This is a genomic window from Nocardia sp. NBC_00403 (genome assembly GCF_036046055.1).
Taxonomy (GTDB): domain Bacteria; phylum Actinomycetota; class Actinomycetes; order Mycobacteriales; family Mycobacteriaceae; genus Nocardia.
In genome coordinates, this window is record NZ_CP107939.1 from 188,279 (window position 1) to 200,126 (window position 11,848).

13 protein-coding genes and 4 tRNA genes are annotated in these 11,848 nt (G+C 65.4%); 3 read left to right on the top strand and 14 right to left on the bottom strand.

Translation table 11 applies throughout. The features are described 5' to 3' along the window. Positions 1 to 18: 18 nt before the first annotated feature. From OHQ90_RS00500 to OHQ90_RS00550, 11 genes are all read right to left on the bottom strand, one after another. A complete protein-coding gene (locus tag OHQ90_RS00500) occupies positions 19 to 543 on the bottom strand; it encodes an NADPH-dependent FMN reductase (protein ID WP_328406569.1) in 525 nt (174 codons plus the stop codon). Positions 544 to 672: 129 nt separating this feature from the next. Beyond that, complete coding sequence (gene rplA / locus OHQ90_RS00505) at positions 673 to 1,386, bottom strand: 50S ribosomal protein L1 (RefSeq protein WP_328406570.1); 714 nt, start codon at positions 1,384 to 1,386, stop codon at positions 673 to 675. An 80-nt stretch (positions 1,387 to 1,466) separates the two neighbouring features. After that, positions 1,467 to 1,901, bottom strand: a complete 435-nt coding sequence (gene rplK / locus OHQ90_RS00510) for a 50S ribosomal protein L11 (RefSeq protein WP_328406571.1) — start codon at positions 1,899 to 1,901, stop codon at positions 1,467 to 1,469. A gap of 117 nt (positions 1,902 to 2,018) precedes the next feature. After that, the gene (gene nusG, locus OHQ90_RS00515; protein WP_442941429.1) at positions 2,019 to 2,813 is read right to left on the bottom strand and encodes a transcription termination/antitermination protein NusG; all 795 of its coding nucleotides are present in this window, start codon (positions 2,811 to 2,813) and stop codon (positions 2,019 to 2,021) included. A 154-nt stretch (positions 2,814 to 2,967) separates the two neighbouring features. Continuing rightward, complete coding sequence (secE, locus tag OHQ90_RS00520) at positions 2,968 to 3,357, bottom strand: preprotein translocase subunit SecE (protein ID WP_328406572.1); 390 nt, start codon at positions 3,355 to 3,357, stop codon at positions 2,968 to 2,970. A gap of 29 nt (positions 3,358 to 3,386) precedes the next feature. Then, positions 3,387 to 3,459, bottom strand: a tRNA-Trp gene (locus tag OHQ90_RS00525). A gap of 270 nt (positions 3,460 to 3,729) precedes the next feature. Beyond that, on the bottom strand, positions 3,730 to 4,797 hold the full coding sequence (locus tag OHQ90_RS00530; RefSeq protein WP_328412433.1) for a fused (3R)-hydroxyacyl-ACP dehydratase subunits HadA/HadB: 1,068 nt from the start codon (positions 4,795 to 4,797) through the stop codon (positions 3,730 to 3,732). A gap of 185 nt (positions 4,798 to 4,982) precedes the next feature. Next, positions 4,983 to 5,153 carry a 50S ribosomal protein L33 gene (gene rpmG, locus OHQ90_RS00535; RefSeq protein ID WP_014988500.1) on the bottom strand — a complete coding sequence of 57 codons (171 nt, stop codon included), beginning with the start codon at positions 5,151 to 5,153 and terminating at the stop codon, positions 4,983 to 4,985. A 42-nt stretch (positions 5,154 to 5,195) separates the two neighbouring features. After that, positions 5,196 to 5,271, bottom strand: a tRNA-Met gene (locus OHQ90_RS00540). A gap of 70 nt (positions 5,272 to 5,341) precedes the next feature. Then, positions 5,342 to 5,414, bottom strand: a tRNA-Thr gene (locus OHQ90_RS00545). A 141-nt stretch (positions 5,415 to 5,555) separates the two neighbouring features. Continuing rightward, complete coding sequence (locus OHQ90_RS00550) at positions 5,556 to 6,047, bottom strand: YajQ family cyclic di-GMP-binding protein (RefSeq protein WP_328406573.1); 492 nt, start codon at positions 6,045 to 6,047, stop codon at positions 5,556 to 5,558. A 175-nt stretch (positions 6,048 to 6,222) separates the two neighbouring features. Here OHQ90_RS00550 and OHQ90_RS00555 point away from each other — a divergent pair. Next, positions 6,223 to 6,305, top strand: a tRNA-Tyr gene (locus OHQ90_RS00555). 89 nt (positions 6,306 to 6,394) lie between these two features. Here OHQ90_RS00555 and OHQ90_RS00560 read toward each other — a convergent pair. After that, complete coding sequence (locus OHQ90_RS00560; RefSeq protein WP_328406574.1) at positions 6,395 to 7,471, bottom strand: nitroreductase/quinone reductase family protein; 1,077 nt, start codon at positions 7,469 to 7,471, stop codon at positions 6,395 to 6,397. Positions 7,472 to 7,596: 125 nt separating this feature from the next. Here OHQ90_RS00560 and OHQ90_RS00565 point away from each other — a divergent pair, with 125 nt between their 5' ends. Continuing rightward, positions 7,597 to 8,082, top strand: a complete 486-nt coding sequence (locus tag OHQ90_RS00565) for a MarR family winged helix-turn-helix transcriptional regulator (protein ID WP_328406575.1) — start codon at positions 7,597 to 7,599, stop codon at positions 8,080 to 8,082. Positions 8,083 to 8,093: 11 nt separating this feature from the next. On the opposite strand, the gene htpX is transcribed toward OHQ90_RS00565, so the two are convergent. Further along, positions 8,094 to 8,975 (bottom strand): zinc metalloprotease HtpX, encoded by an 882-nt coding sequence (gene htpX, locus OHQ90_RS00570; RefSeq protein WP_328406576.1) that lies wholly within the window; start codon positions 8,973 to 8,975, stop codon positions 8,094 to 8,096. 248 nt (positions 8,976 to 9,223) lie between these two features. Further along, a complete protein-coding gene (locus OHQ90_RS00575) occupies positions 9,224 to 10,231 on the bottom strand; it encodes a polyprenyl synthetase family protein (RefSeq protein WP_328406577.1) in 1,008 nt (335 codons plus the stop codon). A gap of 334 nt (positions 10,232 to 10,565) precedes the next feature. On the opposite strand from OHQ90_RS00575, the gene OHQ90_RS00580 reads away from it, so the two are divergent. Next, the gene (locus tag OHQ90_RS00580; protein ID WP_328406578.1) at positions 10,566 to 11,846 is read left to right on the top strand and encodes a geranylgeranyl reductase family protein; all 1,281 of its coding nucleotides are present in this window, start codon (positions 10,566 to 10,568) and stop codon (positions 11,844 to 11,846) included. Positions 11,847 to 11,848: the final 2 nt, after the last annotated feature.

Sequence of the window (11,848 nt, forward strand, 5' to 3'; positions counted from 1 at the left end):
GGCATTCTCATTTCAGCGTCAGACCGACGACCGCGCCGCATGCTCGACCAGGCGATCGAGCGCTTCGATTGCGCCGGAGCGGAATTCGGCGGTATCGACGAGACCGTCCTGGCCGACGGCCGCACGAGCCACGGGCAGCCTGGCGCAAATGTCCGGATCGACGACCGCGCCGATATAGCCGAGTACGGTTACCAGAGTCGCCGCGGCTCCTTCGCCCCGACCCGGTGCGGCCACATTCAGAAAGGCCGTCGGCTTTTCGTAGAAATCGCCGGTGCCGACGGTCCAGTCCAGCAGGTTCTTGAAGCTGCCCGGCAGCGTGCCCGCATATTCGGGAGTGCACAGCAGCACCGCATCGGCGCGCGAAAGCTGTTCGCGGAGGGCGACAACGGATGGGTGGCCCGTGCCGTCATCATCGGGGCTGAAAGCGGGCAACTCGGTCAGACCTTCGTACCAGGTGGTCTCCACGCCCTTCGGGGCGATCGCCTGCACGGTGCGCAGTGCGGCGGAATTGGTCGAAGCACTGCGCGTGCTTCCAGAAATCAACAGAACAACGGTCACACGAGAAGTAACGACCATCGCGCGTGGATTAGTCCGGCCGCGCACCTGGCGGAAACGCGCAACGGCGGGAACGCGATTCGCGTTCCCGCCGTTGCGGTTGCTGCCTGGTGCTACTTACGCATCCTCGTCGAGGAGGTTGCGGGTGCGGTTCGGGTCCACCGGGATGCCCGGTCCGGTGTTCGTCGACACCGTCACCTTCTTGACGTAGCGGCCCTTGGCGGTCGACGGCTTGGCACGCAGGATCTCGTCCAGCGCGGCACCGTAGTTCTCCACCAGCTTGGTGTCGTCGAAGGACGCCTTGCCGATGACGAAGTGCAGGTTGGCCTGCTTGTCGACGCGGAAGTTGATCTTGCCGCCCTTGATGTCGTTGACGGCCTTGGTCACATCGTTGGTGACCGTGCCCGTCTTCGGGTTCGGCATCAGGCCACGCGGTCCGAGGACACGCGCGATCCGGCCGACCTTCGCCATCTGGTCCGGGGTGGCGATCGCGGCGTCGAAATCGAGCCAGCCGCCCTGGATCCGCTCGATCAGGTCCTCGGCGCCAACGGCGTCGGCACCGGCGGCCTCGGCCTCGGCGGCCTTCTCGCCGGCCGCGAACACGATGACGCGGGCGGTCTTACCGGTGCCGTGCGGCAGGTTGACCGTGCCGCGGACCATCTGGTCGGCCTTACGGGGATCCACACCGAGACGAACGGCAACCTCGACGGTCGCGTCGGTCTTGGTGGTGGCGGTCTCCTTGGCCAGCCGCGCAGCGGCGAGCGGGGAGTACAGCTGATCGCGATCGACCTTCTCGGCCGCGGCGAGATACGCCTTGCTTCGTTTTGCCATGATTCTCTGTCCTTGTTCTGGTTCAGAAGTGGTTATCGGGCCTGGCCGGCCCTCCCACCTGGGTGGAGGAGCGAGTTCGCTCAGCCCTCGACGGTGATACCCATCGAGCGAGCGGTACCCGCGATGATCTTCGCCGCCTGATCGATGTCAGTCGCGTTCAGATCTTCCGCCTTGGTCTTGGCGATCTCCCGGACCTGGTCCATGGTGATCTTCGCGACCTTGGTCTTGTGCGGCTCGGCCGAACCCTTCTGGATACCGGCGGCCTTGAGCAGCAACCGGGCAGCGGGCGGGGTCTTCAGCTTGAAGTCGAACGACCGGTCCTCGTACACCGAGATCTCGACCGGAATGACGTTGCCACGCTGCGACTCGGTCGCGGCGTTGTACGCCTTGCAGAACTCCATGATGTTGACGCCGTGCTGACCGAGCGCGGGGCCCACCGGAGGGGCGGGGTTCGCCTGGCCGGCCTGGATCTGAAGCTTGATGATCCCGGCGAGCTTCTTCTTCTTGGGGGGCATCTTTCTTTCCTAGGTGTCTGTTTTCCTTGCTCTTTGCAAGTCCTGGTGAATCAGCCCGTTTCCCGGGCAGATCCATCCCATCATCCCGGATCGTGTTCCGGGCCGACGGAGGTGGTCTTAGATCTTCGCGACCTGGGTGAACGCCAGCTCGACCGGAGTCTCGCGGCCGAAAATCGACACGAGCACCTTGAGCTTCTGCTGCTCGGCGTTGACCTCGGAGATGCTGGCGGGCAGCGTCGCGAACGGGCCGTCCATCACGGTCACCGACTCGCCGACCTCGAAGTCGACCTCGATAGTCGGCTTGGCGACGATGTCGGCGGCGCCACCCTCGGCGCTCGCGGCAGCGGCGGCAGCGGGCTTCTTCTGCTGCTGCGCGGCCGGGACCAGGAACTTCACCACATCGTCGATGGAAAGCGGCGACGGGCGCGAGGTCGCGCCGACGAATCCGGTGACACCGGGGGTGTTGCGCACCGCGCCCCACGACTCGTCGTTGAGTTCCATCCGGACCAGGATGTAGCCGGGCAGCACCTTGCGGTTGACGTGCTTGCGCTGGCCGTTCTTGATCTCGGTGACCTCTTCGGTCGGCACCTCGACCTGGAAGATGTACTCCTCCAGGTCCAGGTTCTGCACACGGGTCTCGAGATTGGCCTTGACCTTGTTCTCGTAGCCCGCATAGGAATGGATGACGTACCAGTCGCCAGGGGCGCGCCGCAGCGCAGCCTTCATCTCGGCGACGGGGTCTGCGGGCTCGGCATCGATGGGGGCGGCTTCGGCGGCAGGCTCGTCAGCGGGCTCGGATTCCTCGACCACCGACGCTTCGTCGGCGGCAGATTCCTCGACGGAGTCGGTGGCCTCGACCACCACGTCGTCGACCGGGAACTCGTCGGTTGTGTCGTTCTCCGGGGTGCTCACTGGGGCACTCGCTTCCTGTGTCGTCACGTACATCCTCTGCGTGCCGGGGCCGGGCGCCCGGCGGAATCGCTCCGCCCGTGTCCGCCCCGGGATCGGCTACCGGCTTCGACCGATCGTTTCGAGCGACCTGCGAGCAGTCGCCGGCGACGTTCGGCTAGCCGAACAGCCAGTTGACACCCTTGATGAACGCCAGATCCAACCCGCTGATGAACGCGACCATGAAAATCACGAACACCAGAACAACGCTCGTATAGGTGACCATCTGCTTCCGATTGGGCCAGATCACCTTGCGCAGCTCCGCGACAACTTCGCGGAGGAACTTGATCAAGCGCTTGAACGGGTTACCCGTCTTACGCTCGGCCCGATCGGTCTTCTTGGCTGCCTTGCTCAGCGACGGCCGCTCGATAGTGGCGACCGTGCCCGAATCGGACGCGTTGCGGGCCCGCCGGGCGGACCGCTTGCCGCTCGGCCGACTCACTGCGGCGGTGTCATCGCCATCGTCGGCCGCATGCGCGCCGTGGCGAGTATCCCGCTCGTCGCTCACGTCGATCCTTTCGTCGCTGGCATCCAGGGCAGGGGCGACAGGACTTGAACCTGCAACCTGCGGTTTTGGAGACCGCTGCTCTGCCAGTTGAGCTACGCCCCTTTGGTTGGACCGTGTTGGCTGTCCAACCACTGTTCGGTATTCAGTTGTGCAGTTCCGGTGTCACACAACACGCGCGCCGCTCCAGCAGTTGCCGGCCCCGTCGGCGATCCTTCGGAGTACATCCCGCCGGACCGCCTGGAACCAGCCCTACAGAGCAGCGCGCAACGGCTGGTGACCCCAGAGACCTGAGTGTACGTTACCGTCCGCGCCATTTGCCAATCAGGGTCAGTCGACCAGGTCAGGCCGGGTCCGACTCCGGACCACGACCACTCACGCCAGCTGCACCGTTGCGGTCGCGCGGCCGAAGATCTTGCGACCGACCGACTTCGCCACAATGGCGATGACCGCGGTCCGCGTCTCCGGATCCACCGACTTCACCTTCCCGGAGTACTCGATCTCGGCAGGCTCGTCGGAGCCCACGTAGACCGGGCTGGTGAAGCGGACGTTGTACTCCTTGACCGCACCGGGATCACCGAGCCACGAGGTGACGAAACCGCCACCGAGGCCCATGGTGAGCATGCCGTGCGCGACCACGTTTTCCAGGCCGACCAGCTTGACGACATCGTCGCTCCAGTGGATCGGGTTCGCGTCGCCGGAGACGCCCGCGTAGTTCACCAGGTCGCCGCGGGTCAGCCGGACGGTGCGTGAGGGCAACTCGTCGCCGACGGACACCTGCTCGAAGTCGAGCGCGTGCTTGCTCGGCGCGATATCGGGGATTGTGGCCACCGGCGCGGGCGTCGGTGTATCCGAGGCAGGCGTACGCGGGTGGTGCTCGGGCGCATCCTCGCCGATACCGTGCATCAGCACGTTGCGCACCGCGCCCTGCAGATTCGGGTCGATGTCGCCGCCACTGCGCCCGATCAGGGTGGTGTAGGTGGTGAGCACCAGCTCGTCGTTCTGATCGGTGACGATGTTCTTCGTCACGATGATGTCGCCACCGAATGCCTGCCGGAACGAATGCAGGAAGACATCGCAGGTCAGGTGGTCGCCGACCTTGATCGGCCGGTGGAATTCCAGAATCTGATCGGTCTGCATGATCTGGCTCAGGTCATAGCCTGTGACGATCTGCTCGAAGAGCTTGCGCTGCGCCAGAATGCCGACAAGGGAGATGAAGGTCAGCGGGGCGAGCAGGCCGTCGTAGCCGTACTCCTGCGCGACGTCCTCTTCCCAGTGCAGCGGGTGATAATCCTGCACGGCGCGGGCGTACTCGCGGACCTTTTCGCGGCCGACCTCGTAGTAGTCGTCGACGCGGTAGTGGTGACCCACCATGGAGGCCGCGTGTGCCGCAGGATCGAAAGTCTCGTCCATGGCGATCGCTTCGTCTGTACCGGTGTTGATTGTCACGGGAGGACTGTACCTATCTGACCCCGCTGCCGGAGTCGGCGGAGCGTTCGACCACCGCACTCGCACCGTGAAATGCGTCAGGGCCGGACATTCGTCCGGCCCTCGCATTTGTCACAGCCCGAGTAACCGGGATTCGCTCTCCCGGAATCGATCCACGCGGCAGCGGCACGCGTGGCGGACTAACGGGATTCTTTGTGTCCCCGGTGTGTGCCACAGTTCGGGCAGAACTTCTTCAGTTCCAGCCGATCGGGGTCATTGCGCCGGTTCTTCTTGGTGATGTAGTTGCGGTGCTTGCACTGCTCGCAGGCCAAGGTGATCTTTGGCCGGACATCGGTGGACTTCGCGGCCACGATATTCCTTCTTTCGGGTCAACCAGATGGTCTGATCGGTTTTGGTAGCGATGGCCGGACTTGAACCGGCGACACAACGATTATGAGTCGTTTGCTCTACCGACTGAGCTACACCGCCACGGGTCGCATTGCCTGGTGCCGCGCCCAACCTAGGAGATGCCGAGTCGGTCACCACCGGCAATCCGGCGAGCCCCCTAACGGAATCGAACCGTTGACCTTTTCCTTACCATGGAAACGCTCTGCCGACTGAGCTAAGGGGGCATGACTACTTCCGCACCAAGATTTTCAATCGTAACCCCGGCGCGGCGAAGTCTTGAACGAGATTACACACTCACCGGTCGCACTTCCAAACCGTGTGGTCAGAGCGGTTTTGCGGCGACCCGCCGAGGGCCGCCGACCGCACTAACGGTAGTTGACGAACTGCAGCGCGATACCGAAGTCATCGCCCTTCAGCAGCGCGATGACCGCCTGCAGGTCGTCGCGCTTCTTACTGCTCACCCGGAGCTCGTCGCCCTGGATCTGCGCCTTCACGCCCTTCGGGCCCTCGTCGCGGATCTTCTTGGTGATCTTCTTCGCATGCTCGGTGTCGATGCCCTGCACCAGCGTTCCGGTGATCTTGTGGATCTTGCCGGAGGCCATGGGCTCGCCCGCATCGAACGCCTTGAGGGAGATGTCACGACGGATCAGCTTTTCCTTGAATACGTCGAGCGCAGCCTTGACCCGCTCCTCCGCCTCCGCGGTCAGCACGATCTTGTCCTCGCCGGACCACTCGATCGTCGCGCCCGTCCCACGGAAGTCGTAGCGGGTGGTCAGCTCTTTTTCCGCCTGATGCAAAGCGTTGTCGACCTCCTGACGGTCGACCTTGCTGACGACATCGAAAGACGAATCGGCCACACTGCGCTCCTGTTCGGTGACGGTCCTACGGTGCTGACGCACGCCGGGTGCTCCCGGTCATCGTCAGTTCTACCCGGAAGCACGACCGTAGTCGCGTCGCACGGCCGTTGGCCAGCCGGTTTGCATTAGGGGTCGGGGTTCGTTGTAAGCTGCTCTGCGCGCCGAGAAGCGCAACGGCAGATTGCCCGAGCGGCCAATGGGAGCAGACTGTAAATCTGTCGGTGAAAGCCTACGTAGGTTCGAATCCTACATCTGCCACCGAATAACCCCCGTCGATCACGATCGACGGGGGTTTCCCTTTTCCGCCATGCTGCGGGCAGGACGATATTCGCGACGCATTCGTTTGTTCAGCGGCCACCGGGCTGGTCGGCACCGGGCTGGTCGGCACCGGGCCGGTCGGCACCAGGGCGCGGCGGCAGCGCGGAAGTGTCCATCGCATTCAGCGCGTCGATGATCATGCTCTCCTCATAGACAAAGTGCGCCTCCAATTCGCTTGCGAGCCTGTCGAATTCAGTTCGGATATGAGCCGGATCGGCGGTGTCGCCACGATCGAGCACCTGCTGCAACTCGGCGATCACGCTGGCGACCGCAGCGTGCTCACGCTGTAGCCGGGACAGCACGGGCGACAATTCCGGAAACTGCTTCGCAAGCACCGGAAAGACACCGTCTTCGGAGGTGTGGTGTTCATGCAGCGCACTACAGAAGCCGACACAATGGGCGCGTAAGTCGCGCGGCAGACTCGGCAGCGTCACCGAATCGCCCACCTGCGCCGCCAACTCGGCGCGCACCGCACCGAGGTCGCGCCTCAGCTGCGCATGCACCTGCCGGAGATGGTCGCCGATCGCCGTTGTTCGCGCCGAGGCAGTCGCCGGAGCCGCGGTGGGAGCCGTTCTCTCGGTGAAACCACGCGTGGCGAGGACTGCGGCCCCGCCGGCGAGGATCGCCGCACCGAGGACGATGGGGCGTCGACCGACCGATGGCCGCCGGGCCTTGTGCAGGGCGACCACCGGAATGACCCGCTCGATTCCCGCTTGATACGCCGCGAAGGCCGGGTCACGAGCGGCCTGTTCGGCATAGCGACGATCCCGCTCGGCACCGCCCAGCACGACCGCGGTCGCCTGAAAGGTCTCGACGGCGCCGGATGCGCTGATCTCTACTGTCACCTCGGGGTTGTTCCGCACGTTGGACAACCACGTGGGATGGCTGTCGGACCCGCCATTCGAGCCGAACACCAGGAGGTGATCGTCGTGTCGGTGATACACGAGAGGAGTGGTGTGGCTGCGCCCGCTTTTCGCCCCGATCGTCGTCAGCAGCACGAGCGGCGCGCCCGCGAACAAACCGCCGACCTTGCCCGCATTGGCGCGGAACTCGTTGATGATCGCCGCGTTGAAGTCGGCGGCGGAGGTCGGCTGCGAGTCGGTCATGTCCTGGTCCTTCCGGGCTGCCGCCACAGATCGGCGGCTGCCGGTAATAGCCTTGTCGGAGAGAATAGAGTTTGCTTTGCAAGCAAATTAACTTTGCGACCAAAGATTATTTGGAGGTGTCCGGGATGTCAACCGATGGGCGCAGCGCCGCAGCCGAGCGCGCGCACGACACCGCAGGTATCGCGGTGGAAGAGGGCATCCGCAGCCTGCTGCTGCTCATGCCGCGGGTAGTGGGCCGCGCGAAGAAGATGCGCATTCCCGAAGAGCTGCAATCGTTCTCGCTCGCGCCGCGACATCTGTCATTGCTGGCGAACCTGGTCTTCGAGGGGCCGATGACCGTGAACGATCTCGCAGCGCGCCTGGAGGTGGCGCCGACGACGGTCAGCCTGATGGTCGGCGACCTCAGCCGTCAGGGCGTGCTGGAACGACGCACCGACGAAGCCGACCGACGCCGCACCATCGTGGGTATCGCGGCGGCGCACGAGAAGTCGGTCAACGACTGGCTCGGCGGCAGCGCACGGGCATGGCGAACAGTGCTCGGGCCGCTGACCCCCGAGCAACGCAGGCTGTTCGTCGACACTCTCCGCGCCTACGAGCAGGAACTCGGATAAGCGGACCCGAGCTAGTAGTTGCGCGGGCCGCCCGCCATTTCCTCCAGCCGGGCGATGCGCTCGGCCATCGGAGGGTGGGTGGAGAACCAGCGGGCGGCCTTCTCGCCGGCGCGGAAGGGATTGGCGATCATCAGGTGCGACTGGGCGGTCAGCTGCGGCTCAGGAGGCAGCGGGGCGGCTTGGACACCGCGCTCCAGTTTGCGCAGCGCCGACGCGAGGGCCAGCGGGTCGCCGGTCAGCTCGGCGCCGGATTGGTCGGCCTGATACTCGCGTGAGCGTGAGACGGCCAGTTTGACCAGGGTCGCCGCGATCGGACCGAGCAGCGAAATCAGCAGCACGCCAAGCATGTTGGGGCCGCCGCCATTGCGGTTACCGCCGAACATCGAAGCGAAGAAGGCCAGGTTGGCCAAGCCGGAGATGACCGCGGCGAGCGCGCCGGCGATCGAGGAGATGAGGATGTCGCGGTTGTAGACGTGCGACAGTTCGTGGCCGAGCACCGCGCGCAATTCGCGTTCATCGAGAATCTGCAGGATGCCGCTGGTACAGCAGACCGCCGCGTGCCGAGGGCTGCGGCCGGTGGCGAACGCGTTCGGAGCGTTCGTCGGGCTGATGTAGAGCCGTGGCATCGGCTGCCGCGCGGTGGTCGCGAGCTCGCGCACGATGCGGTAGATCATCGGCGCCTCCAGCTCACTGACCGGCTGCGCGTGCATGGCCTTCAACGCGAGCTTGTCGCTGTTGAAGTACGCGTAGGCGTTCATACCGACGGCGAGCACAATCGCCAGGATCAGAATCGTCGGGCTGCGGAACATCGCCCCGGCGAACACGATCAAGGCCGAGAGACCGACCATTAGCCCGAACGTCTTCAGTCCATTCGCATACCCGTGCCCGTGCATACGTCTCCTTGCCCACTCCCCCGTCCATTGAGTGCCTTACAGCAGCTCAACGATATAAGCGCAACACAGGTTCCAGAGGGAGTCCACGCCCACATTCGCGCGCTTATCCGCCTCTCCGAGAATTCAGGCCGGACTCGAGTGCCACGAGGTTGTCGTCGGCGGCCGGCGGTGAGGTGGCGGCTCAGTGCGCCCGTGCCCGGTGAGCTACCCATGTACGTGCGAGATCAGTTGTTGCCGGCAGATGCCGCTCAGCCGACGCGTTCGATGGTGTAGCGGACCAAACGCTCGAGTGCGTCATTGGCTGGGCCCGTGGGCAGTGCGGACAGTTCGGCGTGTGCGATGTCGGCGTAACCCTGCAGCTTCTCCTTCGCGAGCACCATGCCCCGCGAGCGGGCGAGCAGGCCGAGCGCCTCCTCGACCTCGTCGTCGGTCTCCAGCGGGCGGGCCAGCAGTTTGCGCAGACGATCGCCCTCGGCGCCCTCGTCGCGCAGCGCGTAGAGCACCGGCAGGGTGTGCACGCCCTCGCGCAGGTCGGTGCCCGGCGTCTTGCCGGACTGCTCGGACGCCGAGGAGATGTCGATAATGTCGTCGGAGATCTGGAAGGCGGTGCCGACCGCGTCACCGAGGCGGGCCAGCCGCTCGACGTGTTCGTCGTCGGCGCCGGAAAAGGTGCCGCCGAAACGGCCTGCGGCGGCGATCAGCGAGCCGGTCTTCTCCCACACCACGCGCAGGTAGTGCTCGACCGGGTCCTGGGAGTTCTGTGCGCCCATGGTCTCGCGCATTTGGCCGGTCACCAGTTCGGCGAAGGTTTCGGCGATGATCCGCACCGCATCGGGGCCGAGAGTGGAGGTCAGCCGGGAGGCGTGCGCGAAGAGATAGTCGCCCGCCAGGATCGCGATGTTGTTGCCCCAGCGCGAATTCACGCTCGGCGCACCACGGCGCATCGAGGCTTCGTCCATCACATCGTCGTGGTAGAGGGTCGCCAGGTGCACCAGCTCCACCACGGTCCCCGCGGTGACCAGCGCCGGGTCGGTCGGGCGCGGGCCGAGCTGGCCGGTGAGGATGGTGAACAGCGGGCGGAACCGCTTGCCGCCCGCCTTCGCCAGATGCAGCGCCGCTTCCTGAAGGAAGATTTCGCCGTCGGACAGCTCGTCGATCAGGAGTTTCTCGACGTTTTCCAGGCCGTTTCGCACCGTCGCCGCGAGTTCGGTGTCACCGAGATCGACCCCGGCCACCACCGTGCTGACGTCGCTCATAGCTCCTCCTCGCCGGCGCTCGGATCCGCTGTTCGCGAGGCGCGCCGCGTCATTGATTCGCTCGCTCCGCTCGCTCATTGCAGATGTGCTCATTTCTTCTCCCAGCGATGCGTCCGACCCCACGGTAGAGAACCTAGCGTGTCCCCGCCCGATGGCCCCATGAACACCGTCACTATGCGGTGTATCAGACACTTTTGCACATTGTTTTTCGCGCGCGAGCACCGCATGCTCTCAGCTGGGGTTCCGCCGTGACACAGGCAGTGTCGGGCCCGCTCGAATAAGCGAATGCCCGGTCGCCGCACACCGACGAGACTGCCCTGCAAGTATTGAGCGCATGGGTTCACCGGATGTCACACCCACTGGCCGCGACGGGGACACGCAGGCCGCGCTGCCCGCAAGGACCGAAGTACTCGTCGTCGGTGCGGGACCGGCCGGTTCCGCGGCCGCGGCGTGGGCCGCGCGGGCGGGCCGCGATGTGCTGCTCACCGACTCCGCTGTCTTCCCACGCGACAAGACCTGCGGCGACGGCCTGACCCCGCGCGCGACGGCGGAGCTCGAGCATCTCGGGCTCGGCGACTGGGTGCGAGCGCACACGGTGAATCATGGCCTCCGCATGACCGGCTTCGGTCGCGAGGCGCTGCTGCCGTGGCCGAGCGGTTCCTTTCCGACCTACGGAAGTGCCGTTCCCCGAACCGAACTCGACGACAAGCTGCGCGAGACCGCGGTCAAGTCCGGCGCACGGATGCTGGACGGCACGAAAGTGGTCGATGTCACCCGCGAGGGTGACCGGGTCACCGGTGTGACGGTCGAGACGGCCGAGGGCGCCCGGTCGATCGGCTGCCACATTCTGATCGTGGCCGACGGTGTGCGTTCGCCGATCGGCAAACTGCTCGGCCGCACCTGGCATCGGAAGTACGCCTACGGTGTCGCGGCCCGCGCCTACATCAAGTCCGCCCGCAGCGATGATCAGTGGATCACCTCGCATCTGGAGCTGCGCGACGCGAACAACGAACTGGTCCCTGGTTACGGGTGGGTGTTCCCGCTCGGCAATGGCGAGGTGAATATCGGCGTCGGATCGCTGGCCACGGAGAAGCGGCCTTCCCACATCGCACTGAAACCGCTACTGGAGCACTACACCTCGCTGCGGCGCGACGAATGGCGATTCGAAGGTTCGCTGCGGGCCGTCGCCTCGGCGCTGCTGCCGATGGGCGGCGCGGTCTCGAATGTGGCGGGGCGCAACTGGGTGCTGATCGGCGATGCGGCGGGCTGCGTGAACCCGCTCAACGGCGAGGGCATCGACTACGGCCTCGAAGGCGGGCACATGCTTGCCGGGCTGCTCGACGAGCCGGACCTCACCAGGCTCTGGCCGGAACTGCTGCGCGCCCGTTACGGGCGGACGTTCTCGGTGGCGCGGCGGATTGCCGGGCTTGCCACCCATCCGCGCATGGTTCCGGTGGGCGGTCCGCCGGTGATGCGGTCGAAGTATCTGCAGCGCACCGCGGTTCGGGTGATGGGCAATCTGGTCACCGACGAGGACGTGGACATGACGGCGCGGGCCTGGCGTGCCGCGGGCCGGGCATCCATGCGCTTCGATGAGCTCGCGCCGTTCAGCTGACG

Excerpts from the sequence above, each read along its gene's own strand:
- rplK (WP_328406571.1), bottom strand. The coding sequence starts at position 1,901 with ATGCCCCCCAAGAAGAAGAAGCTCGCCGGGATCATCAAGCTTCAGATC.
- htpX (WP_328406576.1), bottom strand. The coding sequence starts at position 8,975 with ATGCACGGGCACGGGTATGCGAATGGACTGAAGACGTTCGGGCTAATG.
- OHQ90_RS00580 (WP_328406578.1), top strand. The coding sequence starts at position 10,566 with ATGGGTTCACCGGATGTCACACCCACTGGCCGCGACGGGGACACGCAG.
- rplA (WP_328406570.1), bottom strand. The coding sequence starts at position 1,386 with ATGGCAAAACGAAGCAAGGCGTATCTCGCCGCGGCCGAGAAGGTCGAT.
- OHQ90_RS00575 (WP_328406577.1), bottom strand. The coding sequence starts at position 10,231 with ATGAGCGACGTCAGCACGGTGGTGGCCGGGGTCGATCTCGGTGACACC.
- OHQ90_RS00560 (WP_328406574.1), bottom strand. The coding sequence starts at position 7,471 with ATGACCGACTCGCAGCCGACCTCCGCCGCCGACTTCAACGCGGCGATC.
- OHQ90_RS00565 (WP_328406575.1), top strand. The coding sequence starts at position 7,597 with ATGTCAACCGATGGGCGCAGCGCCGCAGCCGAGCGCGCGCACGACACC.